Origin of the sequence: Psychrobacter sp. AOP30-A2-5 (assembly GCF_052378115.1) — a bacterium.
GTDB lineage: Bacteria > Pseudomonadota > Gammaproteobacteria > Pseudomonadales > Moraxellaceae > Psychrobacter.
The window spans coordinates 1-24,930 of the sequence record NZ_JBQSXK010000010.1 but is presented as its reverse complement, the minus strand read 5'-3'; the positions used below and the strand labels follow the sequence as shown (position 1 = coordinate 24,930).

Annotated in this window: 21 protein-coding genes and 1 riboswitch; of the genes, 16 read left to right on the top strand and 5 right to left on the bottom strand. The window is 44.1% G+C overall.

What is annotated here, in order from left to right; all coding sequences use genetic code 11:
- Nucleotides 1-10: 10 nt before the first annotated feature.
- From ACT3S4_RS08620 to ACT3S4_RS08610, 3 genes are all read left to right on the top strand, one after another.
- The gene (locus tag ACT3S4_RS08620) at nucleotides 11-859 is read left to right on the top strand and encodes an EamA/RhaT family transporter (RefSeq protein WP_444760878.1); all 849 of its coding nucleotides are present in this window, start codon (nucleotides 11-13) and stop codon (nucleotides 857-859) included.
- 192 nt (nucleotides 860-1,051) lie between these two features.
- Entirely contained in the window at nucleotides 1,052-1,954 is a 903-nt protein-coding gene (locus tag ACT3S4_RS08615) for a fructose bisphosphate aldolase (RefSeq protein WP_444760877.1), read from the top strand.
- 187 nt (nucleotides 1,955-2,141) lie between these two features.
- On the top strand, nucleotides 2,142-3,470 hold the full coding sequence (locus ACT3S4_RS08610; protein ID WP_444760876.1) for a hypothetical protein: 1,329 nt from the start codon (nucleotides 2,142-2,144) through the stop codon (nucleotides 3,468-3,470).
- Between the two features lie 285 nt (nucleotides 3,471-3,755).
- On the opposite strand, the gene thiC is transcribed toward ACT3S4_RS08610, so the two are convergent.
- On the bottom strand, nucleotides 3,756-5,651 hold the full coding sequence (gene thiC / locus ACT3S4_RS08605; protein WP_444760875.1) for a phosphomethylpyrimidine synthase ThiC: 1,896 nt from the start codon (nucleotides 5,649-5,651) through the stop codon (nucleotides 3,756-3,758).
- Between the two features lie 248 nt (nucleotides 5,652-5,899).
- Nucleotides 5,900-6,042, bottom strand: a riboswitch (TPP riboswitch).
- A gap of 292 nt (nucleotides 6,043-6,334) precedes the next feature.
- On the opposite strand from thiC, the gene pstS reads away from it, so the two are divergent.
- From pstS to phoU, 5 genes are all read left to right on the top strand, one after another.
- A complete protein-coding gene (gene pstS / locus ACT3S4_RS08600; RefSeq protein WP_109590611.1) occupies nucleotides 6,335-7,498 on the top strand; it encodes a phosphate ABC transporter substrate-binding protein PstS in 1,164 nt (387 codons plus the stop codon).
- Between the two features lie 196 nt (nucleotides 7,499-7,694).
- On the top strand, nucleotides 7,695-8,648 hold the full coding sequence (gene pstC, locus ACT3S4_RS08595) for a phosphate ABC transporter permease subunit PstC (protein ID WP_201560423.1): 954 nt from the start codon (nucleotides 7,695-7,697) through the stop codon (nucleotides 8,646-8,648).
- A 91-nt stretch (nucleotides 8,649-8,739) separates the two neighbouring features.
- Entirely contained in the window at nucleotides 8,740-9,645 is a 906-nt protein-coding gene (pstA, locus tag ACT3S4_RS08590; RefSeq protein WP_444760874.1) for a phosphate ABC transporter permease PstA, read from the top strand.
- Nucleotides 9,646-9,742: 97 nt separating this feature from the next.
- On the top strand, nucleotides 9,743-10,669 hold the full coding sequence (pstB, locus tag ACT3S4_RS08585; protein ID WP_087814967.1) for a phosphate ABC transporter ATP-binding protein PstB: 927 nt from the start codon (nucleotides 9,743-9,745) through the stop codon (nucleotides 10,667-10,669).
- A 119-nt stretch (nucleotides 10,670-10,788) separates the two neighbouring features.
- On the top strand, nucleotides 10,789-11,607 hold the full coding sequence (gene phoU, locus ACT3S4_RS08580; protein WP_228244476.1) for a phosphate signaling complex protein PhoU: 819 nt from the start codon (nucleotides 10,789-10,791) through the stop codon (nucleotides 11,605-11,607).
- A gap of 89 nt (nucleotides 11,608-11,696) precedes the next feature.
- Here the strand turns inward: phoU and ACT3S4_RS08575 are convergent, their stop codons facing one another.
- Complete coding sequence (locus ACT3S4_RS08575) at nucleotides 11,697-11,987, bottom strand: oxidative damage protection protein (protein ID WP_045443086.1); 291 nt, start codon at nucleotides 11,985-11,987, stop codon at nucleotides 11,697-11,699.
- 306 nt (nucleotides 11,988-12,293) lie between these two features.
- Nucleotides 12,294-13,667: an argininosuccinate lyase gene (argH, locus tag ACT3S4_RS08570; RefSeq protein ID WP_444760910.1), complete on the bottom strand. Its 1,374-nt coding sequence runs from the start codon at nucleotides 13,665-13,667 to the stop codon at nucleotides 12,294-12,296.
- Between the two features lie 125 nt (nucleotides 13,668-13,792).
- Here argH and ACT3S4_RS08565 point away from each other — a divergent pair, with 125 nt between their 5' ends.
- The 6 genes from ACT3S4_RS08565 (at nucleotide 13,793) to ACT3S4_RS08540 (ending at nucleotide 19,967) form a co-directional block, all read left to right on the top strand.
- Nucleotides 13,793-14,944, top strand: coding sequence for a sensor histidine kinase (locus tag ACT3S4_RS08565; RefSeq protein WP_444760873.1), 1,152 nt, complete (start codon nucleotides 13,793-13,795; stop codon nucleotides 14,942-14,944).
- A gap of 304 nt (nucleotides 14,945-15,248) precedes the next feature.
- Nucleotides 15,249-15,986 (top strand): LytR/AlgR family response regulator transcription factor, encoded by a 738-nt coding sequence (locus tag ACT3S4_RS08560; protein WP_109590619.1) that lies wholly within the window; start codon nucleotides 15,249-15,251, stop codon nucleotides 15,984-15,986.
- Between the two features lie 217 nt (nucleotides 15,987-16,203).
- On the top strand, nucleotides 16,204-17,238 hold the full coding sequence (hemC, locus tag ACT3S4_RS08555) for a hydroxymethylbilane synthase (protein ID WP_055123673.1): 1,035 nt from the start codon (nucleotides 16,204-16,206) through the stop codon (nucleotides 17,236-17,238).
- A 98-nt stretch (nucleotides 17,239-17,336) separates the two neighbouring features.
- The gene (locus ACT3S4_RS08550) at nucleotides 17,337-18,341 is read left to right on the top strand and encodes a uroporphyrinogen-III synthase (RefSeq protein WP_444760872.1); all 1,005 of its coding nucleotides are present in this window, start codon (nucleotides 17,337-17,339) and stop codon (nucleotides 18,339-18,341) included.
- 101 nt (nucleotides 18,342-18,442) lie between these two features.
- The gene (locus tag ACT3S4_RS08545; RefSeq protein WP_444760871.1) at nucleotides 18,443-19,420 is read left to right on the top strand and encodes a hypothetical protein; all 978 of its coding nucleotides are present in this window, start codon (nucleotides 18,443-18,445) and stop codon (nucleotides 19,418-19,420) included.
- Nucleotides 19,421-19,478: 58 nt separating this feature from the next.
- Entirely contained in the window at nucleotides 19,479-19,967 is a 489-nt protein-coding gene (locus tag ACT3S4_RS08540; protein WP_444760870.1) for an acyl-CoA thioesterase, read from the top strand.
- A gap of 103 nt (nucleotides 19,968-20,070) precedes the next feature.
- Here ACT3S4_RS08540 and ribBA read toward each other — a convergent pair whose 3' ends face one another.
- Nucleotides 20,071-21,183, bottom strand: coding sequence for a bifunctional 3,4-dihydroxy-2-butanone-4-phosphate synthase/GTP cyclohydrolase II (gene ribBA, locus ACT3S4_RS08535; RefSeq protein WP_055123670.1), 1,113 nt, complete (start codon nucleotides 21,181-21,183; stop codon nucleotides 20,071-20,073).
- A 325-nt stretch (nucleotides 21,184-21,508) separates the two neighbouring features.
- Nucleotides 21,509-22,798, bottom strand: coding sequence for a replication-associated recombination protein A (locus ACT3S4_RS08530; protein ID WP_444760869.1), 1,290 nt, complete (start codon nucleotides 22,796-22,798; stop codon nucleotides 21,509-21,511).
- A gap of 523 nt (nucleotides 22,799-23,321) precedes the next feature.
- Between ACT3S4_RS08530 and ACT3S4_RS08525 the strand changes: the two genes are divergently transcribed.
- Both ACT3S4_RS08525 and ACT3S4_RS08520 read left to right on the top strand, forming a co-directional pair.
- On the top strand, nucleotides 23,322-23,831 hold the full coding sequence (locus ACT3S4_RS08525) for a type IV secretion protein Rhs (protein ID WP_444760868.1): 510 nt from the start codon (nucleotides 23,322-23,324) through the stop codon (nucleotides 23,829-23,831).
- 72 nt (nucleotides 23,832-23,903) lie between these two features.
- Nucleotides 23,904-24,851, top strand: a complete 948-nt coding sequence (locus ACT3S4_RS08520) for a hypothetical protein (protein WP_444760867.1) — start codon at nucleotides 23,904-23,906, stop codon at nucleotides 24,849-24,851.
- Nucleotides 24,852-24,930: the final 79 nt, after the last annotated feature.

The window sequence follows — 24,930 nt, the reverse complement described above, 5'->3', positions numbered from 1 at the left end:
GTAAGAGCTCATGATATATTTGACGATTGCGGTGCTTTGTAGTGTCGCCGTTTCAGTATTGCTAAAAGTGTTACGACAGAAAAATATAGACATACGCCAGACCATCGTCGCAGGCTATCCGGTAGCTTTTCTGCTGACGTGGTTTTTATTGAATCCAGACGTCAGTGGACTCGGTACGCTTGACAGTGCATGGGGCATTATTATTGCGCTTGGCATATTGCTACCTGCGATATTTATTATCCTTGGAAGGGCGATTGAATCTGTGGGAATGGTAGCAACCGATGCGGCTCAGCGGCTATCGTTGATTATTCCTATCGTCGCGGCTTTCTTATTGTTTGGTGAAGTACTGACCAGCACGCGAATATTTGGACTGTTATTAGGCTTTCTAGCACTCGGAGCGTTGATTTATCGTCCACAGCAGGGTCAGATTAGCAGACAAGCGAAGCATACACCGCTATGGTTGTTTGGCGTCTGGGCAGGCTATGGCATCATTGATATCTTATTCAAGCAGGTCGCCAAGCAAGGCACTGCTTTTCCTCTGACATTATTTGTCAGTTTTGGTTTAGCAGGATTATTGCTGTTTATTTATTTGCTGATTACGCGGGTGCGCTGGCAGGGGAATGCGCTCGCAGCAGGATTGTTATTAGGTGCGCTCAATATGGGCAATATTTATGCTTATGTACGTGCGCATCAATTATTGTCCGAGTCGCCTAGCATCGTCTTTACCGGTATGAATGTCGGTGTCATTGCAGTGGCAACCTTGATAGGAGTTGGTGTGTTTAAGGAGTCGCTTAACCGTATTAATGTATTGGGTTTATTATTAGCCATTTGCTGTGTGGCAGTGCTGTTTTTAGCATAAACGTTCAGCCTAGTGAGTTCTCTCATAGGATAGGTGATAATTATTTTATCAACGCATTAACTTATCAGATATAGGCACAAAGAGCGTCCTATGATAAGGTTGTCTACAAACAGTAAGGCTCATATAAGCCAATAAAAAGCGATTTACTTTGTGACACTTAATCTCAACAAATAATAATAGGATGTACTCTGAATGGAATATCAAAGCCAATATAACAAACAGCTACAACGTATCAAAGATGGTTCGGGATTTATCGCTGCCCTCGACCAAAGTGGCGGCAGCACGCCAAAAGCGTTAGAGAATTATGGTGTCACAGGCAATGATTATGACAACGATGAAGCCATGTTCGACCAAGTGCATGAGATGCGCGCGCGTATCATGACTTGTGATGCTTTTGATAATGAGCGTGTACTTGGGGCGATTTTGTTCGAAGATACTATGGAACGTGAGGTCAATGGCAAACCGACGGCCAATTATCTATGGGAAGATAAAAATATTGTGCCATTTTTAAAAGTGGATAAGGGTTTGGCTGAGCAAATGAATGGCGTCCAAGTGATGCGTCCGATGCCAAATTTAGATTTGCTACTCGATAAAGCCAAAAACTATCCAGTATTTGGTACCAAAATGCGCTCAGTAATTTATGAGCCGAATGTCGATGGCATTGAGCTGGTCGTGCAACAGCAATTCGATGTGGCAAAACAGATACTCTCAAAAGGTCTGATGCCAATCGTAGAGCCTGAAGTAGATATCAACAGTAGCAAAAAACATGAATGTGAAGTCATATTAAAGACCAGCATTTTGCACAACCTAGATCGTTTGACTGAGGATCAGCAAGTGATGCTAAAACTGACTCTGCCAGAAGAAGCGGGTTTTTACCAAGAGCTGATTGATCATCCAAAAGTATTAAAAGTCGTGGCGTTATCGGGCGGCTACAGCCGTGGCGATGCTTGTGCTAAGCTCAAGCAAAACCCCGGTATGATTGCCAGTTTCTCACGTGCCTTTACTGAAGGCTTAAGTAAGCAGCAAAGTGATGATGAGTTTGCTAATAATATCAACACGTCTATCGAAGAGATTTATGAGGCGTCGAAGGTTTAAAAACTGAATTTTAAAAAACACAGTTCAAGAGCTATAATTTGGTATTAATTAAAATCCCAACAGATAAAATATCTGTTGGGATTTTTCTGTTTATTTGTATTGATTTAGTATCAATTTAAATCTATTATTAGCGAAATTAAGTTCACTTCTATATTGATCGACCGTTAATCTAAATGGATATGTATTGATGAATAAACGCTATCTAAGTTTGGCTTTGGCTTCTATGTTGGCACTTTATGGCTGCGGTGGTGGTAGTGATGGCGGTAATAAAAATAGTGGTGGTACGCCAGAGACGCTAGTCATACCAACTACTAAACCAGATAATATTGAACCACAGGTGCCAGATGTCACCTTTTCTAACGAAATGGCGGCTGAAGAAGGCGAGGAAGTCGATCAGTACATTCGCGCACCTGCTAGATTCGATAACGAAACTGGGAAAATGTATAAGGTTTTGCCAATTTCTGGAACGCATCTTGGAAACCTATATAACGCTGACAGTATTGAAACTACTAGGATTTTTTATCCTGAAAGCGATAGCTATGTGACGGTCAACAAAGGCAATCTTGCTACCATGGCCTCTTTTGAAGATTTGCTACAAGATAAAAACCCAAGTCTACCTGACATTTTCAACATGCTATCTGGAAATCTTGTAGACACCAGTAGTAATAGCTACAAGCTCTATAAAGGTAAACGTGAAGCTGAGTTTCTTCGCTATACGTGTTCTCGAGCGTTAACGCTTGGTGAGCAAGAGCTATCAATGCAGTCTCAGGATTTATCAAATTTTATCAATCATTTGAACAACAATCCTTTTTGTAAAGAGGATACGGCAGTACTGGCAGCCAACTTACCTGAGGATAAAAGTAAGGCTTTGAAAGCTCTGGGTGTAACTATTGAACCCTATCTCACTCAAGAAATAGCGTGGGGGAAGACAATGGCATGGATTGGCGTGGCTTATAGTGATGACGTCCTTGACACTACGAACTCAGTACAGCAAATTATTGATGAGCTATCTCGCAAAGGTATTCACCATATTGGTTTACTCAGTGCGATGGGAGGCACTAACGACAAAGTTATGCTGAATTCTCTGACAGAAGTAGATGTTGTTTTAGGTAATTTGGATGCTTCAGCAAATGAGACAGATTTTTCAGAACTGAAATCCAACTTAAATCAAAAACTGGATAGTTATAAGTTTGAAACAATGAATAGAGGCGGACAGAAAGTATGTATGAGTTACAACAGCAACAAAATATTGACGTCAAGCTCCTATGAGGCTGAGACAAATATCAAAGGTGAAGTAACACAGTGCGAAGGTTCTGCATACCTCTATATAGATAAACCTGATATTCGCTATAATGAGGAAGTTTATTCTTACGCAGAGTTTTATGAGTACATAAAAGGACTCAATAATGCCCTAGATAATTTTGGCAGTGACAAAGAGTTTTACATTGTTTCCAAGCTAGAATCTGAAGGTATTGATGAAATCCGAAAAATCGAGAAAAAATATCCACTGAATTGAGTATTTAGTTTTTAAAGATGTTAAGAGTTGTTTTAAAAAAAGCTCGAACCTGATTATCAGGTTTGAGCTTTTTTGATGTGCTGCTATATATAGTCAAGGAATTTTAGAATCGCTACAAGGCGACAGACCGCAGATAGTACACTGAGTACATCTAGGGCGGGTAACACCGTAGCGGTTTAAAAGTGCTCTGACTATAGGTTGCCTGCATCTCTCTATATAACTGATGTCCTTCGCTGTTATGTTGATCACTTCAATTAAATAATTAATATCCGTTAGGTCCTCTATTTATGAAATAACTTTTTTATTAGCGGCATCTTTATCTAGTCCTGCCGCATAATCTCGCACGTTCTGAGTGATTTTCATTGAGCAAAACTTAGGGCCACACATCGAGCAAAAGTGTGCCGTCTTATGCGCGTCTTTTGGTAAGGTTTCATCATGGAACTCACGGGCGGTATCTGGGTCGAGCGCCAGATTGAACTGGTCGTCCCAGCGGAATTCAAATCGGGCTTTAGATAACGCATTATCACGTGCCTGCGCACCGGGATGACCTTTAGCCAAATCAGCCGCGTGGGCTGCGATTTTATAGGTGATGATACCGTCTTTAACATCTTTTTTATTAGGCAGACCTAAATGCTCTTTTGGCGTCACATAGCACAGCATTGCGGTGCCAAACCAGCCGATCATTGCCGCACCAATCGCACTGGTAATATGGTCATAACCAGGTGCAATATCAGTGGTTAGTGGCCCTAAGGTATAAAAAGGTGCGTCGGCACAAACTTCTAATTGCAAGTCCATATTCTCTTTAATACGGTTCATTGCCACGTGTCCCGGACCTTCTATCATCACCTGTACATCATGCTTCCACGCCACTTGGGTCAACTCGCCAAGGGTACGCAGTTCACCAAATTGTGCTTCATCATTAGCATCTTGCAAACAGCCTGGACGCAAGCCATCGCCTAGACTAAACGCCACATCATACTGCTTCATGATTTCACATATATCTTCAAAATGAGTGTATAAAAAACTCTCTTTATTATGAAACATGCACCACTGCGCCATGATAGATCCGCCACGCGAGACGATGCCCGTTAGGCGTCCTGCAGTCAGTGGCACGTACTCTAATAGCACACCTGCGTGAATGGTGAAGTAATCAACACCTTGCTCTGCTTGCTCAATGAGCGTATCGCGGAATATCTCCCACGTTAAATCTTCTGCCACGCCATTGACTTTTTCGAGTGCTTGATAAATAGGGACGGTACCAATCGGCACTGGCGAGTTACGAATCAGCCATTCACGCGTTTCATGAATATGGTTACCAGTGGATAAATCCATAATGTTGTCTGCACCCCAACGTGTTGCCCACGTCATTTTAGACACCTCTTCATCGATAGAAGAACCTAGTGCTGAATTACCGATATTGGCATTAATTTTCACTAGGAAATTACGCCCAATAATCATCGGTTCAGATTCTGGGTGGTTGATGTTGTTTGGGATAATTGCGCGACCTGCAGCCACTTCACTCCGCACAAACTCAGGGGTAATAACGGTCGGCGTATTGGCACCAAAGCTTTCACCGTCATGTTGACGCATATCGGTCAACTCATGCTGCTTTTGCGTTTCGCGAATGGCGATGTATTCCATCTCAGGGGTGATGATGCCGCGGCGTGCATAGTACATCTGCGTGACGTTGCCAGCTTTGCCATCGACATCTTTGGCGCGGCGAGGTTTGTCGATATGAGCAAATCGTAGATTGGCAGTACTGATATCGCGGGCGCGTGCCACTCCGTATGAACTAGACAGTCCACTTAATTGCTCGGTATCACCGCGCTCAGAAATCCAACCTTCACGCAGCTTTGGTAAGCCTTTGGTCAAATCAATCTCGACGTTGGGATCGGTATAAACGCCTGATGTGTCATACACATAGAATGGTGGGTTCTGTTCCCATTCGTTCTCAGAAACGCCTTGTATAGGGGTGGGGTCAAGGGTGATTTCACGCATGGGTACTTGAATATCAGGACGTGAGCCTTCTATATAAACTTTACGGGAGGCGGGGAGTATGCGGTGTAAATCGCGAGCGTCTTCTTCGAAACGAGCATCACTGGCACTGCGGTGAGCAGGGGTCTTTAACGCGTCTGTCTTAGAAGGTTTTTGAGAAGGAGAAGTGGCTAATAAATTTGTCATATGCTGTCCTAGCGTGTTGGTTTTTGAACAAAAGCAACACCGCCAGTAGCTGCGGGGGTAGCATTTGTAATCCAGACAAATTCAGCTTATGAGCATCAGCCTACGACCAAACAATATAGTCACGGATGATGCTCATCAAACGTTGGACGCAGCTTTATATCAGTCTTCACTACTTAACAGTACATCACGCACATTAAGGGAGTAATGAGGATAAAAAAGGCATTTCTACGCGTCCTTTGCCATAAATAACAAAGTGCTTAAGACTTCCCTGCGTCGGTACTAACCGCATCAGGTTCGGCGGGTGATCTCTCAGCGAATGTATAAAGGCGACTACTTTAATAAAGCAAGCTTAAAAGTAAGCCGATAATACACCGCACCCCGAGTCTGTCAGTGTTGTAAATCACCTCAATACTAACAAAGTTCTGCAATGAGGGCTAATGATATTTAGATGAAAATATCAGGCTTTGAGTTTGAGGTTCGATGTTTTTATGAGAACGACTCTAGAGTACCAGTGATTGAAATCACTTGATATTACTGAGCTGTAGATAGCTTATCTAAATATTATGTAAAGCGAATGGAAGATTCTGGAGGTTGTCATTAAACTGTCATAAAGATTTGGCAAGATAGCACGCATGTCACAAACAATGCTTTTTTGTATCGTTGTTAAACTTTAGGAGTCCTACATGCGTTATTCGTTATTAGCAGTGGCCGTTAGTTGTACATTAGTGCTTACGGCATGTAATAAATCGACTGAAACGACAGAGCCAGCTGCGGATAGCAGTAGCGCTGTCACCACCACTGAAGCAACCACTCAGACAACATCTGCTTCTACAACAGGTTTTAAATCTGCTGAGAATATCGCTATGAATATCACGGGTGCAGGGGCATCGTTTCCGCAGCCTATCTATGCTAAATGGTCTTACGACTACAACGCTGCTACCGGTGGTCAAGTCAATTACCAGTCGATTGGCTCTTCTGGTGGTATCAAACAAATCGAATCAAAAACAGTCGATTTTGGGGCGTCTGACGCGCCGATGACGCCTGAAGAGCTAGACGCAGCAGGCTTGATTCAGTTTCCGACGGTTATCGGTGGCGTCGTGCCAATCGTCAACATCGATGGTATTGAGCCAGGCGCGTTGAAATTAGACGGTGCAATGTTGGCAGACATCTATTTGGGTAAAATCAGTAATTGGAATGACCCTGCCATCAAAGCCATGAACCCAGATTTGACTTTGCCTGATGCCGCTATTACGACGGTATTCCGCTCAGACGGTTCAGGGACAACGTTTAACTTTACGGATTATCTAGCCAAAGTCTCGTCAGACTGGAAAGACACAGTTGGTGTTGATAAAACAGTCAAATGGCCAACGTCTGCGACTGGTGCAGGTGGTAAAGGTAACGAGGGGGTTTCAAGCTACGTAAACCGTATGAAAAACTCTATCGGTTATGTGGAATATGCTTACGCTAAGCAAAACAACATGTCACATACTGCATTGAAAAACGCTGCTGGCAACGTCGTTCAGCCATCTGCTGAGACATTTGCTGCGGCAGGTGATATCGACTGGTCACAGCAAGCAGGCTTTTATAAAGTCATCACCAACTCTGAGACTGAGCAAGCATGGCCGATCGCTGCTGCGACTTTTATCTTGGTACATAAGCAACCAGAGAATCCTCAGCAAGTGGCTGGCGTGCTGAACTTCTTTGATTGGGCTTATACCCAAGGTGATGACGATGCCATGGCACTCGATTACGTACCATTCTCTGATACGGCGGTTGCCTTATTCAAGGAAAAATGGAACGAGGTAAAAGGCAGTGATGGACAGCCTGTTTATAAGCCTGCTCAGTAACCTGTTTCTGCTAAATATTCTTTAATACCTTGTCAGTGCTTTACTAATCCCTTTCGAGTTATCCTCTCGAATAACTATTCTCCGGTAGTTATTTGAGAGGTTTTATCACAGAAAATTTGATGACAAGTTTGTTGTGATAAAACCGAATGAATGCTTCTACTATTTTGACTTGATCCTATTTAATGCTGAGACACTTATGAATGATTTAAGGTCCCAACTGGCTAAACAAAAGCGCTATGACTTATTGTTTGTGAATGCCACCAAGGCTTTTGCCATACTGGTACTCTTATCGTTGGGCGGCATTTTAGTCTCCTTGATCATCGGAGCGTGGCCGAGCATTCAAACATTTGGTCTTGGATTTTATACCAGTAATAACTGGGATACGGTCGCCAATGAGTACGGGGCGCTAGCACCTATCTATGGTACGTTGGTGACATCTTTTATCGCGATTTTAATTGCTGTACCAGTCAGTTTTGGTATTGCGATATTTTTGACTGAAATGTGCCCAACCTTCCTCAAAAAACCACTTGGTATTGCCATTGAGTTATTAGCGGGTATCCCTTCTATCATTTATGGTATGTGGGGATTGTTTGTCTTTGCACCTTTCTTCGGTGATCACATTCAGCCATGGTTTATCGAGCACATTGGCCCACTACCTATCATCGGTAAGTTGTTTACGGGCGCGCCAATGGGACTGGGTATGTTTACCGCCTCGCTAGTACTTGCCATCATGATTATTCCATTTATCGCCGCCACCATGCGCGATGTTTTTTCGGTCGTGCCAGACCTGCTCAAAGAGTCGGCATATGGCATGGGCGCGACGACTTGGGAAGTCATGTTCAAGATAATTCTGCCGTATACCAAAGCTGGCGTGGTTGGTGGCGTGATCTTAGGACTGGGTCGGGCATTGGGTGAGACGATGGCAGTGACGTTCCTCATTGGTAATGCCTTTAACATCAGTCCGAGTCTGTTTACCTCAGGTGTGACCATTACCTCAGCATTGGCTAACGAGTTTGCCGAAGCGTCGAGTGAGCTACATTTGGCGTCTTTATTACATTTAGGCTTAATCTTATTTGTCATCACCTTCATTGTGCTATCTCTAGCAAAACTCATGCTTATGCGCATGGATCACAAGGCAGGCAATCGGTAGTCGTTTGACAATCTCGATAGGTCTTTTACGGATTTATTGGACGTCGATAAACATTGATGGATATTGATAAAAGATATGGGAAATAAATAGTATGGCTGCTAACAATGCGATCAATGCACCACTACCGACTCAGCCAAACAGCGCTAACCGCTACAACCAAAGTCTTTATAACAAGCGCCGTTTGACCAACAAGTTAGGTCTAGGCTTTGCCATGTCGGCGATGGTTTTTGGACTATTTTGGTTGTTTTGGATATTGTTGACGCTCTTTGTTGAAGGCTTTCAAGGTATTGTGCAGCTGCCTATTTTTACTGCTGATACACCGCCACCGATGAGTGCGGGCGGGCTGCGTAACGCCATTGTCGGTTCAGTAATGCTCGCGTTTTCAGGATTGTTTATCGGTGCGCCTATTGGTCTTATGACCGGTATTTATTTATCCGAGTTCGCTCAGGGCAGTATGCTTGGCAAGGTAACGCGTTTCTTAAATGATATTTTGTTATCCGCACCCTCGATTGTGATTGGTCTCTTTATTTATGCATTAATGGTAAAAGGTCAAAGTTTCTCTGGTTGGGCAGGCGCGTTGGCATTGGCATTAATCGTTATTCCTGTGGTCGTGCGTACCACTGAGAATATGCTCAATCTGGTTCCTAATAGCATTCGTGAAGCGGCTTACGCACTTGGCACACCCAAGTGGAAAATGGTGACTCAAGTAACGATTAAGGCCGCGAGAGCAGGACTGACCACTGGGGTGTTACTGGCATTTGCTCGAATCACTGGTGAGACAGCACCGTTGCTATTTACGGCGCTTAACAACCAGTATTTCAGTACCGATATGGGTCAGCCTATTGCCAACTTGCCCAATACCATCTATCAGTTTGCGATGAGTCCTTATGATAACTGGCATACCTTAGCGTGGGCGGCAGCGTTGCTGATCACGACCTCTGTCTTGGTATTAAATATTTTGGCAAGGCTCATCGGTAGTAGAGGTCAGGCTAAATAAAGGCTGATGGTAAATTAAGGCTTGTCCTAGATTACCTCGAACATTTACTTCCATTTATATTCATTGAGCTGGGTTGGAACATATTATGAATGACGTCATGAGCAAAATCCGTACAAAAAAGCCTGTCGATAAATTCAATGCGGCAGATAAATTTAATCCAACAACAGACAGTTTATTAAACAGACCGATGTCGACGGCAGCACAAATGGAGCAGCCAGATATTGCCAGCCTAACCAAACAGACGCTTCATGATATTCCCAAAAATATGCCTGCTGCAAAAATGCAAATTCGGGATCTGAATTTTTATTATGGTGACTTTCAGGCGCTAAAAAATATCAATATCGATATTCCTGATAAAAAAGTCACTGCTTTCATTGGTCCTTCAGGTTGCGGAAAATCGACGCTGTTGCGTACCTTCAACCGTATGTATGATTTATATCCAGGGATGCGGGCAGAAGGCAATATTAATCTTGATGGCAACAATATCTTGGGCAAAGACGTCGATGTCAATTTGCTACGCGCCCAAGTCGGTATGGTCTTTCAGAAACCTACCCCATTCCCGATGTCCATTTATGACAATGTCGCCTTTGGGGTACGCCTTTATGAAAAGTTAAGTAAGGCTGAGCTGGACAATCGGGTAGAGTGGGCACTCAAAAAATCCGCATTATGGCCAGAAGTAAAAGACAAGCTAAAAGCATCAGGGCTTTCGTTATCCGGTGGTCAGCAGCAACGCTTGTGTATCGCACGTAGCGTCGCGACCAAGCCTGAAGTATTGCTGCTTGATGAGCCGACATCAGCGCTTGACCCTATCTCGACCGGCGCGATTGAAGATTTGATTGAAGACTTAAAACAGGATTACACCATTGCCATTGTCACGCATAACATGCAACAGGCCGCACGGGTGTCAGATTACACCGTCTATATGTACTTAGGCGATATGATTGAGATGGGCGAGACCGACCAGATATTTACCAAGCCTGCCCAAACCGCCACAGAAGATTATATTACGGGTCGTTATGGCTAACATCGCGGTCTGAGCAAGGACGACGTGCTCAATACGTTCAATAAGATATCGTGAGCCAATCTGTTCGACTCAACAGCCACACCGCGCTACCAAAATATGGATTTTAGGGAATACCTCTTATGCAAAGCGATAAGCATATCTCCAAAAGTTTTGACCAAGATCTTGATGAAGCTATCCGTTTATTTTTATACATGGGCGATAGCGCGGCCAACCAAGTGGCGAAAGCGATCCATGCGCTTATCGATAAAAATGAGACACTGGCGCAAGAGGTGATTGATATGGACTTTGATATCAATCGAATGGAAGTCGAGTTGGATGAGCATATCTTGCTATTGGTCGCCAAACGCCAGCCCGCCGCCAGTGATTTACGCTTGGTCATGTCCATCAGTAAAGGCGTGGTTGATTTAGAACGCATCGGTGATGAAGCCGTCAAAATTGCTCAGATGGCCAAAAAAATTGCGGCACAAGGTAAGCTGTCGTATGGTTATGCAGAAGTTCAACACCTAAGCAATCAGGTTCGTTTGATGCTGCACAATGCGCTAGAGGCATTTAGCCAATCGAATGCTGAGCAAGCGTTTGAGGTCATGCGTAACGATAGCATGGTCAATGATGAGTATCAGTCAGCCATCCGTGCTTTGATGACCTATATTATGGAAGATTCACGGCACGTTTCAAAAGTCATCAATATTATGTGGGTATTGCGCGCGCTTGAGCGGGTGGGCGATCATGCACAAAATATTGCAGAACTGGTGATTAACTATATTAGTGGGCAAGATGTGCGTCATTCCGACTATGCGCTGGTCGAAAAAGCGGTGCAAGAAGCCAATGACCGTATGGCGGCGCGCCAAGTCAGCACCCTGTCTGTCGCTAAATCTGCCACTAAACCTGCCGTCAAGTCAGCCACGGATTTTGTAGACTCAAACGGTGATGAGGGCTGAAAAAAACAGTTCATCGTAAATTTTACATCCAAAAAAACGCGCGATATTAAATAGCGCGTTTTTTATTTTATGGCAATAATAAAAAATAACTAGCTCTCTGGCGTCCAACCTTGTGCACGCTCATAATCTTCATTATCTAAAAATTTATCCCGTTGTTCAGTGAGGAATTTTTTGGCAGCAGGATCTAACATGCTTAGATGGTTTTCGTTAATCAGCATCGTTTGCTGTTCAAGCCATTCTTTCCACGCTTTGTCAGATACCGTTTCCTGTAGCTCCTGACCTTTTTTATTAGGAAAAGGCGGGTGCGGCATTTTTGGCAATTCTTGCTGATATTTACGGCAAAATACCGTATTGGCTTGGGGATTAAAAGTCTCAGTCATAAGGCGTTCCTTATTATGGTTTAGTTATTATAAAAATATGTTATTGAATCACTCATGAGAATAGTTATACCAAACCTAAAAAGTAAGATTAGCTGTGTCAAACTTGCTTAGCCTATAAGGCGTAGCACTTTCACTCGTTTTCCTTGCTACTCTAATTTCTGTGAATGGTATTAGTTAGCACTTATTCAGCATAAGTGACTTAAATATTATTAGCTGAATTTACTTTACCTCATCATGGTATCAAAAACACCCGCAGCAGGGGCGGGTGTTTTTTATGGTAGAAGCTATCAGGTCAACAATGCGCTTTCACGCGAATACTTCTAAACGGCTGCGACCGCGAGCAACGGCTTGCTTAACTTGATTTGGTGCTGTACCACCTAAGTGGTCACGGGCTGCTAATGAGCCTTCTAGCGTTAGATATTCAAATACATCATCGCCGATAGCATCGCTAAACTGCTGTAGCTGCGCCAATGACAAATCGCTCAAATCAACGCCTTCTTTAATACCCAAAGCAACGGCATTACCGACCACTTCATGCGCATCACGGAAAGCCACACCATTACGTACCAAATAATCTGCAAGGTCAGTGGCAGTAGCATAGCCTTTCATGGTGGCAGCGCGCATGTTTTCTTTATTTGGAGTGATATTCGGTAACATATCAGCAAAAGCCAATAAACAGCCGGTAAGCGTATCGACGCAATCAAATAGTGGCTCTTTGTCTTCTTGGTTGTCTTTGTTATAAGCAAGAGGCTGGCTTTTCATCAGGCTAAGGAGTGTCATTAACTGCCCAAAGACACGTGCTGCTTTACCGCGGACCAACTCTGGTACATCAGGATTTTTCTTTTGCGGCATGATCGATGAACCAGTACAAAAGCGATCAGGGATTTGTACAAAGTTAAACTGCGCTGACATCCATAGGATAATCTCTTCGCTCATCCGTGACATGTGCATCATCAAGATAGAAGCGGCTGAGGTAAATTCAATCGCAAAATCACGGTCTGATACGGCATCAAGCGAATTCTGGCAAATACCTTCGAAGCCCAATAATTCAGCAGTAATGGTACGATCGATTGGGAACGTCGTGCCAGCAAGCGCAGCGCTACCAAGTGGCATCTGATTGATACGGCGACGCGCATCAACCAGACGTTCGGTATCGCGATATAACATCTCAAACCACGCCATGACGTGATGACCAAAGCTGACTGGCTGCGCTGTTTGTAAATGCGTAAAGCCGGGCATAATAGTGTCAGTATGTTGCTCAGCCAAATCAAGCAAACCGCTTTGCAAGCGCACTAATAAGGCGATGATATTATCGACTTCTTCGCGTAACCAAAGACGGATATCAGTGGCAACCTGATCGTTACGGCTACGCCCCGTGTGCAGTTTTTTACCCACGGCACCGATGATGTCAGTCAAGCGCGACTCAACATTCATGTGCACGTCTTCTAGGGCGATTGACCAGTTAAATTCGCCCAGCTCAATTTCACTTAACACCTGCTCTAGACCATCAATGATAGTCGCGACTTCACTATTAGTGAGAATGTCGCACTCACCAAGCATCGTCGCATGAGCGATAGAGCCTTCGATATCGTGACGAGCAAAGCGTTGGTCAAAGCCAACAGAGGCGGTGAAGGCAGCGACAAAGCTGTCCGTTGCTTCACTGAAGCGTCCGCCCCACATCTGCTGGCCTTGGCTGTTTGAAGGACTGCTTACAGGGTTGTTTTGTGCAGCGTTATTTGTTATCGGAGCATCTGTGCTAGAATCAGAGACAGATGGGTTTACATTTGATTCGGGACTACTAGGTTTTGAAGAATTGGCGTTCATATCGGTACAAGACAAGTCAGCAGAATAAGAGCTCAAGTATAGCAAAGGATGAGGTTGCCTTACTAGCGGAGCGCTTAGAGTTTTTTATTCCCAAGCTCATGGAAGTCATGAAGCCTTGGCAGTGGTTCATTTATATCTTTTTTTGGTCACTATTTGTCACGGTAATAAATCGCTATGATATTGCCACGTGGTCAGATTTTTTGATTCAGCTGTTTAGCAGAGTCCTGCAAAACACCTTGAGTATTATTCCTTCCTTATACCTCATTGATTATTTGCGCCCCATTTTTAAGGGCATGAGCATACCTAAAGCCAGCATGTATGTGCTTGCCTTACTCATGGTGGCATCTACCATATCCATGATTTTAGTCATGCTGGTAATGATTAATGTTGGTTGGTTTGAATATGACCGTCAAACTTTTATTCTAAATATATTGTTTGATGCGGTGATTGGTGGTGGCTTTACCTTAGTGTTCTTACTGTATTTTTTACGCCGTTATCGTGAGACGAATGCGCTCAAACAATCGTTTGAGCAGAAATTGAGTGCACAAAATGATGTGATCAAAGCACGAATCGCTCCACATTTCTTCTTTAATACCATCAATACCCTTGTGTCACTGATAGAGTCCAATCCAGCAAGAGCTTCCGCTTTATTACAGCACGTTTCTGCCTTATTCCGTGCCAGTTTCAATGGGGCACGAGAGATTAGCTTTGAAGAAGAAATTGCTCTTTGTGAGCACTATCTAGCGATTGAGTCTAGCCGCTTAGCGGATAAGCTTGAAGTGAGTTGGCAATTGCCTGACGAAGATGTCATGTATGACATGGTGATTACCGCCTTGACCTTACAGAGCGTGCTAGAAAAAATGCTGCTGAATGTGGTGGAGATGACCACTGAAACAATTTATATCAATATTAGAGTCACTTGGCAGCAGCATCGGGTTGTGATTACGATTGGTGTCGAGCTGCCGAAAAAAGCCATGATTATTAACCATGATTTACGTCAGCACATGAACTTTTATATTCAAGCGGAACGTTTACGGGCTTATTTCGGCCAAAGTGCGGATATTAAAAGTAGCGTTACCAGTAGTCAAATTATTACTGTGATCGACTATCCGCTGCAAGATGTTAGTTTATGACCGTTTTTTTGGGGCTTACTTTTTTATTTTATTTCTCAAGGAATAGGTATGGCATACTTATTGCACCATCTTTATAGCTAAGGGGTTATTTTACTTTATATTTAGCCATGATTCCCCATAAAAATTATTATCGATAAATGCATCGCAATAAAACTCAATGCACAAGGCTATCAACGTCAATATAGCCAGTTATTGTTTTATGAAATAATTAAAGGTTTTTATGCTAAGTGATTGGTAATGAGTGCTAATATGTTGGTAAGGCCATTGAAAAAAATACTAAGTTTATCCTGGGATTGGAGTTTGCATGCGTATCGTAGTTTGTGATGATGAGCCACTAGCACGTGAGCGTTTGGTTAGAATTGTACAGGAGTCAGGTCATCAAGTCGTTGCTCAAGCAACCACGGGTGCAGAAGCCATTATCGCTGTCAAAACTCAGCAGCCAGACATCATATTATTAGATATTCGTATGCCTGAGATGGATGGGGTGCGCTGTGCGCAAGAGCTTGCCAAACTTGAGCATCCGCCAGCCATTATATTTGTCACCGCTTATGATCATTATGCCATTGCCGCGCTAAAAGCCAATGCGATTGGTTATTTATTAAAGCCTGCCAATAAAGACGAGTTACTAGAAGCACTAGATAAAGCGAAAAATTTGAACGCGGCGCAGTTAAATGAGATTCGTAAACTCGAAGACCCAACAGCGCGTCCAGTACGTGAGCATATCGCTGCTCGTACTCACCGAGGCGTTGAGCTCATCAAGCTCAAAGATATCTATTATTTTACCGCCGATCAAAAGTACGTCAAAGTCCGTCACAAAGATGGCATTGTCCTGATTGATGAGACGCTAAAAGAGCTTGAACAAGAATTTGAGGATCGGCTGTTTCGAGTACACCGTAATGCCATCATCAACCTTAGCTTTTTGGACTTTTTAGAAACGTTGGATGCAGGACAATATCAAATACGCTTTAAAGGCATTGATGAGACACTTGCGGTTAGCCGTCGTCACTTACCTGCATTACGTGAGAAGATTCAAAGCATGTAAGCTGCGGTTTGTATAGTGAAATAACAGCAAAATAACCGTGAAATAATCATCCCATATCATCAAACCCTTATTTATGCTTAAATAGGGGTATTTTTTTGCGTCAGCATTGACTATATATGGTTTATATCGCCCATTTTTTGTGGAAAATTTGCAGTATTGCTTAATACTGACCTGCATAGTACTGACGTGAACAGTATCGAATTTATTGAGGCCCTTTATGAGTAATCCGCAGCAAACTGCTTTGACTACCTTGAATATCGCCACGCGTCAGAGCCCTTTAGCACTATGGCAAGCTGAGCATATCCGTGCTCGTCTACTAGATTTGTATCCTGAATTGACGATTAACTTGCTAAAAATTGTCACTAAGGGTGACAAGATTTTGGACACACCTTTGGCTAAAATTGGCGGTAAAGGTTTGTTTGTCAAAGAGCTTGAGCAAGCACTATATGACAAACAAGCGGACATCGCGGTACATTCATTAAAAGACGTACCGATGCAGCTTCCAGAAGGCTTGATGCTGGGCGTCTATTGCAAACGCGCCTCACCGACTGATGCTTTTGTGTCTAATACCTATAATAGTATTGATGAATTGCCGCAAGGGGCAGTTGTTGGCACGTCAAGTTTGCGTCGTCAGTGTCAGCTTAAAGCCTATCGCCCAGACCTACAAATCAAAACCTTACGCGGTAACGTCGGTACACGTTTGGGCAAGCTAGATGCTGGCGAGTACGATGCGATTATTTTAGCGACCAGTGGTTTGCAGCGTATCGAGCTGGATGAGCGCATACGCGGCGAGCTTGATATCAATGCCTGCCTGCCTGCGGTTGGTCAAGGCGCCTTAGCGATCGAATGCCGCGAAGGTGATGATGAGGTGTTAAAATTACTGGCACCACTGAATGATGATAAAGCTCGTATCCGTCTCATTGCTGAGCGCGCGCTGAACCGTCACTTAGAGGGTGGCTGCCAAGTGCCCATTGCTGCTTATGCCGTGTTACAAATGGCGGATGAAACGAGCAGCAACAATGATGATAACGGTGACAATGGCAATAACGACAACGGCAATGTGTTATGGCTACGTGGCCGCGTCGGTCAAGCGGATGGCAGCGAGCTGCTAAAAGCAGAGAAGCGCGTCACGTTGATCGGCACACAAGCCGAGCAAGAAGTACAGGCTAATCAGCTTGGTATTGATGTCGCCAATATACTGCTTGCCGATGGCGCGGGTGATATCTTATCCGCGATTTATCATCCTGAATAACATACCAGTATTTTGATTATCTTAGTCATAGCCCCAGTATTATTGATGCTAGGGCTATCGTTAAGCCAATTCTATCAGTCTTTTGTCATGGTACGTCTATGTCATCAACATTAAATCACGCCCAGCTTATTGCTAATGGTCAATCAAATAATGAGTCATCACTCACGCAAGTAGTCATCAATACTCGCCCAGTAGAGCGTGCCGCTGTATTGACGGATCATCTACAAGTAGCAGGGCTGACGGTGGTAGAGATACCGATGTTGACGTTACAATCACGCCCAACGACTGAGCAAGACATGACGCTGATGCGGCAGTGGCTAGCAGGCGATTATAAGGCGCTTGTGATTGTTAGCCCAACGGCGGCCGCTTCAGGACTGGCTGTTTGGCAAGCGCTTGAAGATGAGCGTCAAGCTCAAAATCATGACGATGACGATGATAATAATAATGAGCGAAAAGATATTGCAATTAATGCTCTGCAAGCGCCGAGCTACTTGATTGCCGTGGGTGAAGCGACTGCGTCGGTATTAAATAATGCCAAAGTCGAGGCGTCGAATTACCAAGTACTTCAGCCTCACATTGCCAATAACGAAGGTATGCTAGCGATGCCTGAGATTGGGCATTTGCAAGCAGGTGACAAGTTGCTCGTGTGGCGCGGATTGGGTGGTAGGCGACTATTGGTCGATACGTTGCTGGCACGCGGTGTGCATATCGATAGTATTGCTTGGTATGAGCGCAGAATGCCAGTCGAGGCGATGGCTCAATATGAGCAGTGGCTAAAAGAATTTTTAACCGATAATTTAACGCATAATATGATGCAAGATGCGTTGGCAGCGCAGCAACCAAAGCCAATCGTTGTGATCAGTAGCGGTACAGCCTTTGAGCATTGGGAAAGCATCGTTCGGGCTGTAGCAGAAAAGGCATTAGAGCAAGAAACAGCCAGAGAAACCTCTGCTATTTTGCCCTATAAATTGTCAGACTTTTCTTATGTGGTGTTGGGTGAGCGTTTAGCCAATATGGTCGCTGAGCAGCAGTTAAGTTATTGGCGTGTGGAAGATTTGGCGCCAGAAACCATTCTTGCTGCTATTCATGCTAAAGCCTGTTGAATGTATAAATGTACCAACCGATGACCTGTCCTTATCTATTATGTTTCACTTTTTATTTATTCGCTTTAAACCTGTTTTAGCCAAAATAACGGTGCTGCCTTATGTCAATCAATTCTGAATCATTATCTCAGGAACCTTCTGCTACTCAGCAGCGCCGACAAGCAAATGTGTTTTTGTTGCGCCTGCAGTGGCTGGTTATCTTGTTGCTTATCGCCGCCCTATTGTGGCTCTACATCAGCCAGCAGCGTTTCCAACATAGTGTTAATGAGCGTTTGCAAAGCAACGAGCAAGTCGTCAGCCGTCTCAATGAGATGGATGACCGTCTATTTGCGATGAGTCAGCAGACGCTGCCAGAGCCTCGATCTGCCGCCAGTAGCCAAGCGCAAAACCAGTTAGATTTATTGCGTATTCAAATACAAGCCGCTGATAGATTATTGGCAGACAATAATGACAGTGCGGCGATTGATTTGTTGCGTGGTCTACACTGGCAGCTTTCGCAAAGCAGCAATGAGATTGCTCCAGCGCTAACGGTTGTGATCAAACAAAGCTTGATGAAAGACATCGAACGTTTGCAGGCGAGCAGCACTCAGCCTAGTCCTTGGCAGCTGCAAAACCTCGCCATCCAAAATATTCAAGAGTTTTTGCACAGCTATGAGCGTGTGAGTAGTGAGTCGACATCGCACAATAGCGCTGATAATAATATGAGCCTCTCGCGCAAACAACTGACCATTCACGAAGTGATTATGACCTTAAATCTGGCCAGTCAAGCCAGTAATATGCGCGAACAAGAGCAGCTGGTTGGTTATCTGCGTCAAGCACGAAATCAACTACAAACCTTGGTGCCGAAATCTGCTATTCCTCAAGAGTCAGCGCCAAAGGCAGCCATGACTAATACTGAAAACGCTTCTAATGATGCGTCCGTAGGCAAAAAGCAAACCTCTACCGACAAGAACCTACCAACCAGATCCTCTCCGACAAATATCGCAGAAGTTATAGATTGGTTAGATAAATTGATTGCCAATGCACCAAAACCAACGCCATTGTTGACCACTCAGATTTTGGATAAATCTCAGCGTTAGTGGTTCAGTGGATGTTGATTGATAGATTTATGAATATAAAAATAAGAGAAATGACGTTATGGACAGTTTGAATCAAGCAGCACATGCAGCCTCCAATATCGCAGATAATCATCCTGACGAATTGTCTCATTATCCCATTATTCATCACCAGCCCATTCACTGGGGCGAGATGGATGCGTTTAACCATTTAAATAATGTGATTTATTACCGTTACGCTGAATCAGCACGAATTGGCTATTTGCAGGCGCTAGGTATGTTTGATGGCAGTATGGTGACGGTATTGGCACAATCTAGCTGCCAGTATTTACGCCCTGTGACTTATCCGGATACTTTGCTATTAGGATTGCGCTGTCAGCGTTTAGGGAATACGAGTATCGTGATGGAATATAGCTACTATAGCACCGCGCAAGCGGCCATCGTCGCGACGGCTGAGGCAGTCGTGGTACGTTTCGATAGTGATGGAAAGCGTAAGTTAGCTTGGACAGAGGAAGAGCGCGCTCGGCTATTGGCATTAGAAGCAAAAGTTGGTCATATACCGAAGCTTTAGCACTGAATATTAAATAAATGGAAAAAAGGGCACGCTAACGTAACGTTAGCGTGCCCTTTTGCTATGTGACTGATATCGAATCAGCCAGCCAATCAGTCAAATATTAATCTTGCTTTGGCGCATGTACGAAATCGATGACGTTCAAGTCAAAGCCTGATAATGCGTAAAACTTCATGGGTGATGATAATAAACGCATATCACGAACGCCTAAATGACGCAAAATCTGTGCACCGACACCAATGCTGCGATACGGCTGCTGAGTAATGGTCGATTGCGATTCATTGTCTGCCGCTTTGTCTAACGCCTCTCCTAAATCTATTGGCTGGTTGCTACCAATCCAAACTAACACGCCGCGATCTGAGTTGCTTATTTCTTCCAGTGCTGAGCGCACGCTCCAGCCGCTACGACCCGTCATATCATTTTTGGCAGCAAACAAGTCGCGTAGTGGGTGAAAACCATGGACACGGACGGTGCTGACGCCTTCGCTCACATCGCCTTTTACCAAAGCCAAATGCGTTTCATCAGCGCCAAATTCGCGGAAGCGATGTAGCGTAAAGGTGCCGTATTCCGTTTCAAAAGGACGCGACTCAATTTCTTCTACCGTTTGCTCGTTCGCGATGCGGTAGTTGATGAGGTCAGCAATTGTACCCATTTTGATGCCATGCTCTTCGGCAAATATCTCAAGGTCATCACGGCGCGCCATCGTACCATCAGCATTGATGATTTCGACAATCACTGCTGCGGGCTCAAGCCCTGCTAGGCGTGCTAAATCACAACCAGCTTCGGTATGCCCAGCGCGGTGCAAGACGCCACCATTTTGAGCCATGATTGGGAAGATATGTCCAGGCTGGACGATGTCTTCAGGTTTTGCCGAAGAAGAAACCGCTGCTTGAATTGTACGAGCGCGATCAGCAGCAGAGATACCCGTGGTAACGCCTTCAGCGGCTTCGATAGAAACCGTAAAGTTGGTGCTAAATTTTGCCTCGTTACGATCAGACATCAGCGGCAACGCCAACTGTTGGCAGCGTGCTTGTGACAAGGTCAAGCAGACCAAACCACGTGCATGAGTAATCATAAAGTTAATATCTTCAGGGCGCACATGGGTCGCTGCCATAATGATATCACCTTCATTTTCACGGTCTTCATCATCCATTAAGATGACCATCTTGCCAGCACGAATGTCTTCGATAATCTCAGGAATCGTATTTAAACTCATAGTAAGTCTCAATATTTTATTATTTATAGATAGGTGTGATGTGGAATATAAAGCATTGTCTGTCTATTGTAGCAGTAGATGCTACAGAGCGCTGTTGCGGTTAGGCAAAGTGCATGGAATCAAATTGATCCACCGTAGACATTATCTAATCATTGCTTATATATCAATATGAGGACATTTTAACGCTTTTCAGCCCACTATGCTGCTTCATCTCGAAATTATATGGACCAGTCTGTCAAATATAGTGATAAGTATTATTAATGGTCACGACGATTCATGTATTCAATGACGCAGTAAGCAATGGGATAATCGACCATGTGAGCCATCAGTCGTTGCTGGCTGCTTGGCTTTTTAGCCAATCCATAAACTGTTTGCTGTGTTGCTCGCGCTGGTTGTCGGCAAATTCATAAAAGCTGGTTCCAACTAAATTGTCTGGCAAATAGCTTTGCGGATAATAGTGATTGGGATAATCGTGTGGATAGGCGTAACCTTGACCATAGCCTTGATTACGCATCAGTTTGGTTACGCCATTACGTAGGTGTAGCGGCACAGGTGAGGCATCTTTTTCTGCCAATGCCATCGCCGCATTGATGGCTTTATAAGTGCTGTTACTTTTGGCACTGGTCGCCAAATAAACCAATACTTGCCCCAAGATAATACGCGCTTCTGGCATACCAATTGACTGCACACTACGTAATGCTGCATCGGCAAGCAGTAAAGCATTAGGGTTGGCATTACCAATATCTTCACTGGCCAAGATGACCAAACGCCGCGCGATAAAATCGGCAGGCTCACCGCCAACTAACATCCGCGCCATCCAATAAAGCGCAGCATCAGGGTCTGAGCCACGTACGGACTTTATCATCGCCGAGATAATATCGTAATGCTGCTCGCCATCTTTGTCATAGCGTACCAGCGCGGTCTGAGCAACACGAGCGACCAATTCATCGTTAATGACGAGCGGTGATTGCTTAGTGTCCGCCGTTTGAATAGCAAGCTCTAATAAATTCAGCGCCTTCCTCGCATCGCCATGCGCCAGTTGACTGATAGTGTCCTGTGCTTGTAAATCAACCGTCAAATTCTTCAGCACTGAATCTTCTGAAATTGCTCTTTGCAATACCGCACTGATTTGCTCAGGCGTCAGTGGCTCTAAACGATATACTTGGCAACGTGATAGCAGGGCATTATTGACACTAAAAGAAGGGTTTTCAGTTGTCGCACCAATCAAGGTAATATCACCAGATTCGACCGCGCCCAGTAAGGCATCCTGCTGAGCCTTGTTAAAGCGGTGTATCTCATCGATAAAAACCACAGGTGATTCAAATGCCAATGAGTCCTTATTGTCTAACACTTCTCGCAGCTGTTTGACCCCAGTATTCAAGGCAGACAAGGCATGAAAAGGCCTGCCAACAGCATCAGCCAACAGCATGGCAATAGTCGTTTTGCCGATGCCAGCTTCACCATGCAAAATAATCGATGGCAGATGCCCTTGTTCGACCAAACGCAGCAAGGGCGCACCTGCCGCTAGTAGATGTTCTTGACCAATGATTGCATCAAGTGTCGTTGGGCGCATACGCTGGGCAAGGGGTGTATCGGCATGAAAATTAGGCGGCATAGAAATCTCTATTATCAATTTAAACAGCTATCAATTAGTTCATAACGACAGTGATTAATGGGTTTTTATTGCTGCATCTAAATGACTACATCCTAGATTACATTCATCATTGCTATGGAAAAAGACCATATCTGTCTGTTTGGCATGATTTTCGCACTAATGAATATTAGACATGAGTAGTAAAAGTAGGCTAATTTATAAAGATGCTATTTAGTATGTGTCTTGGTATGTGTCTTGGTATGTGTCTTGGTATGTGTCTTGGTATGTGTCTTGGTATGTGTCTTGGTATGTGTCTTGGTATGTGTCTTGGTATGTGTCTTGGTATGTGGCATACACGATAGGCTAACGCAGATTTACGTTAATAAAAGTCAATCAAGTGTACAGCTTATGTCCCAAATACTTTGATTTTTATGCTTTTATCCCTATTAACGGTTCAACAGCATTGATAGATCGCAGATATCACGCGCGATTTACGACCTATCATTTTTGATCATCCATTCATTAGGCATAAGGTATTACCGTCATGATGTCTCCGCCGATATTGCAGCGCTTGTTTGCTCGCTATTTACATCGCAGTGCCAAGCAGCAATCACGTTTGCTTACTACAGGTGAGATAGCGCTGGCGCGGTCAGTATTTGGCGACAGTATCAATCTCGATGAGGTTCAGCTCAAGACTGCTTGGTGGGTGTTGAAACATTATGCCGTTAGCCCTAATGGCAATATTTATTTTAACCGAGCAGATTGGACAGTAGATTTTAGCGATGCTCCATTGAGTAAAAAAAGCTGGCTGATACATGAATTGACCCATGTATGGCAATTACAGCAAGGCTTAAAAGTGGTGCGCGGTGCACTTATTGATCGCCGTTATGATTATGTGCTCAAGACAGGCAAATCCTTCTTTAACTACGGTATCGAACAGCAGGCGCGTATGGTTCAGGATTATTTTATTCGTCGTCAGCGTGGACAAGACTGTCAAGCATTAGAAACTTGTATTCCATTTTTAATCGTGAAGTCTGACGACAATATGAAGTGATATCCATTGGCAATGGATTGCCATGACGACTTTGGTTTTTATCATTTTGCCTTAACAAGGATACGTACCCTTATGTTTAAATTTTTGCCAAAAAAGCCCAGTTATAAAATGAATAAAGGTGTGGTTGATGATTCTATCAATCAAAACAACACCCTTTTACAGCACTCGTCAACCTTGCTTGCGGCAACACTCAGCGGCGTATTGCTGTTAAGTGGTTGTCAGCAGCAAGCAGAGATTCAACCTGCGCCAGAAGACAGTCAGAGCGTTGAAAAAACGAGCACTGAAGACAGTCAGCCTATGCGCCCAAGTGATTCTGCTGCTGCCCGTATAAAGCAGTTTCAGCCCATATATGTCGCGCAAGCACAAAGGCTACAGCGTCGTTTACAAGCAGAGTATGAATCCCTACAAGCCGCTGATAGCTCAGATAGTGAGGATTCATTGCTGCTGAATGATGATACTGCTAGCGATACTAATACTGATAACGTGATGGAGAATAAAAACGACACAGCTGATAGCAGCTCATTATCTGCTGACACCACAAATGATGAAGTGGATATCTCCGCTGAGGCTGATATCAATACCAGTACGGAAGTTGGCGAGCGTGATTTAACGGTGTTAAAGCGCATTAGCCTTGAGCCGCGTAAGCCTGTCATGCTAACAGAAGATCAAATCATCGAAAGCTACCAGCAAGCGATGGAAGCGCTTTATCAGCCTGTGACGACGCCTCTTAGCGCAGAAGATGTTGATACGTTAATCAATATCGCGACATTGGCTCCGCAGTTATTTGAGCATGCAGAAATTGCCGGTAGGCTCAGTGCCAAGAGCCCAGCATTAGCGCGTTTGATTATTCAGCATCAAGTTTGGGAGCAGATAGAAGCTCAGCAAGTGATTGATATGCAGCAGATGAAACTGAATCAACAAAAAGAGTTTGAGACGCTTATGACTAAGTTTAATGACACCATTAAAGGTTATGATGAGCAAATTGCCAAATATGAGCAGACACTAAAAGAATTCCAGTAGCCGCAATTCTGTCACTCACTCAGTTATTCATTCAGTAACGGATAGGGTTTCTTTGACTTCCTCCCCGCCCTCAAAGGAC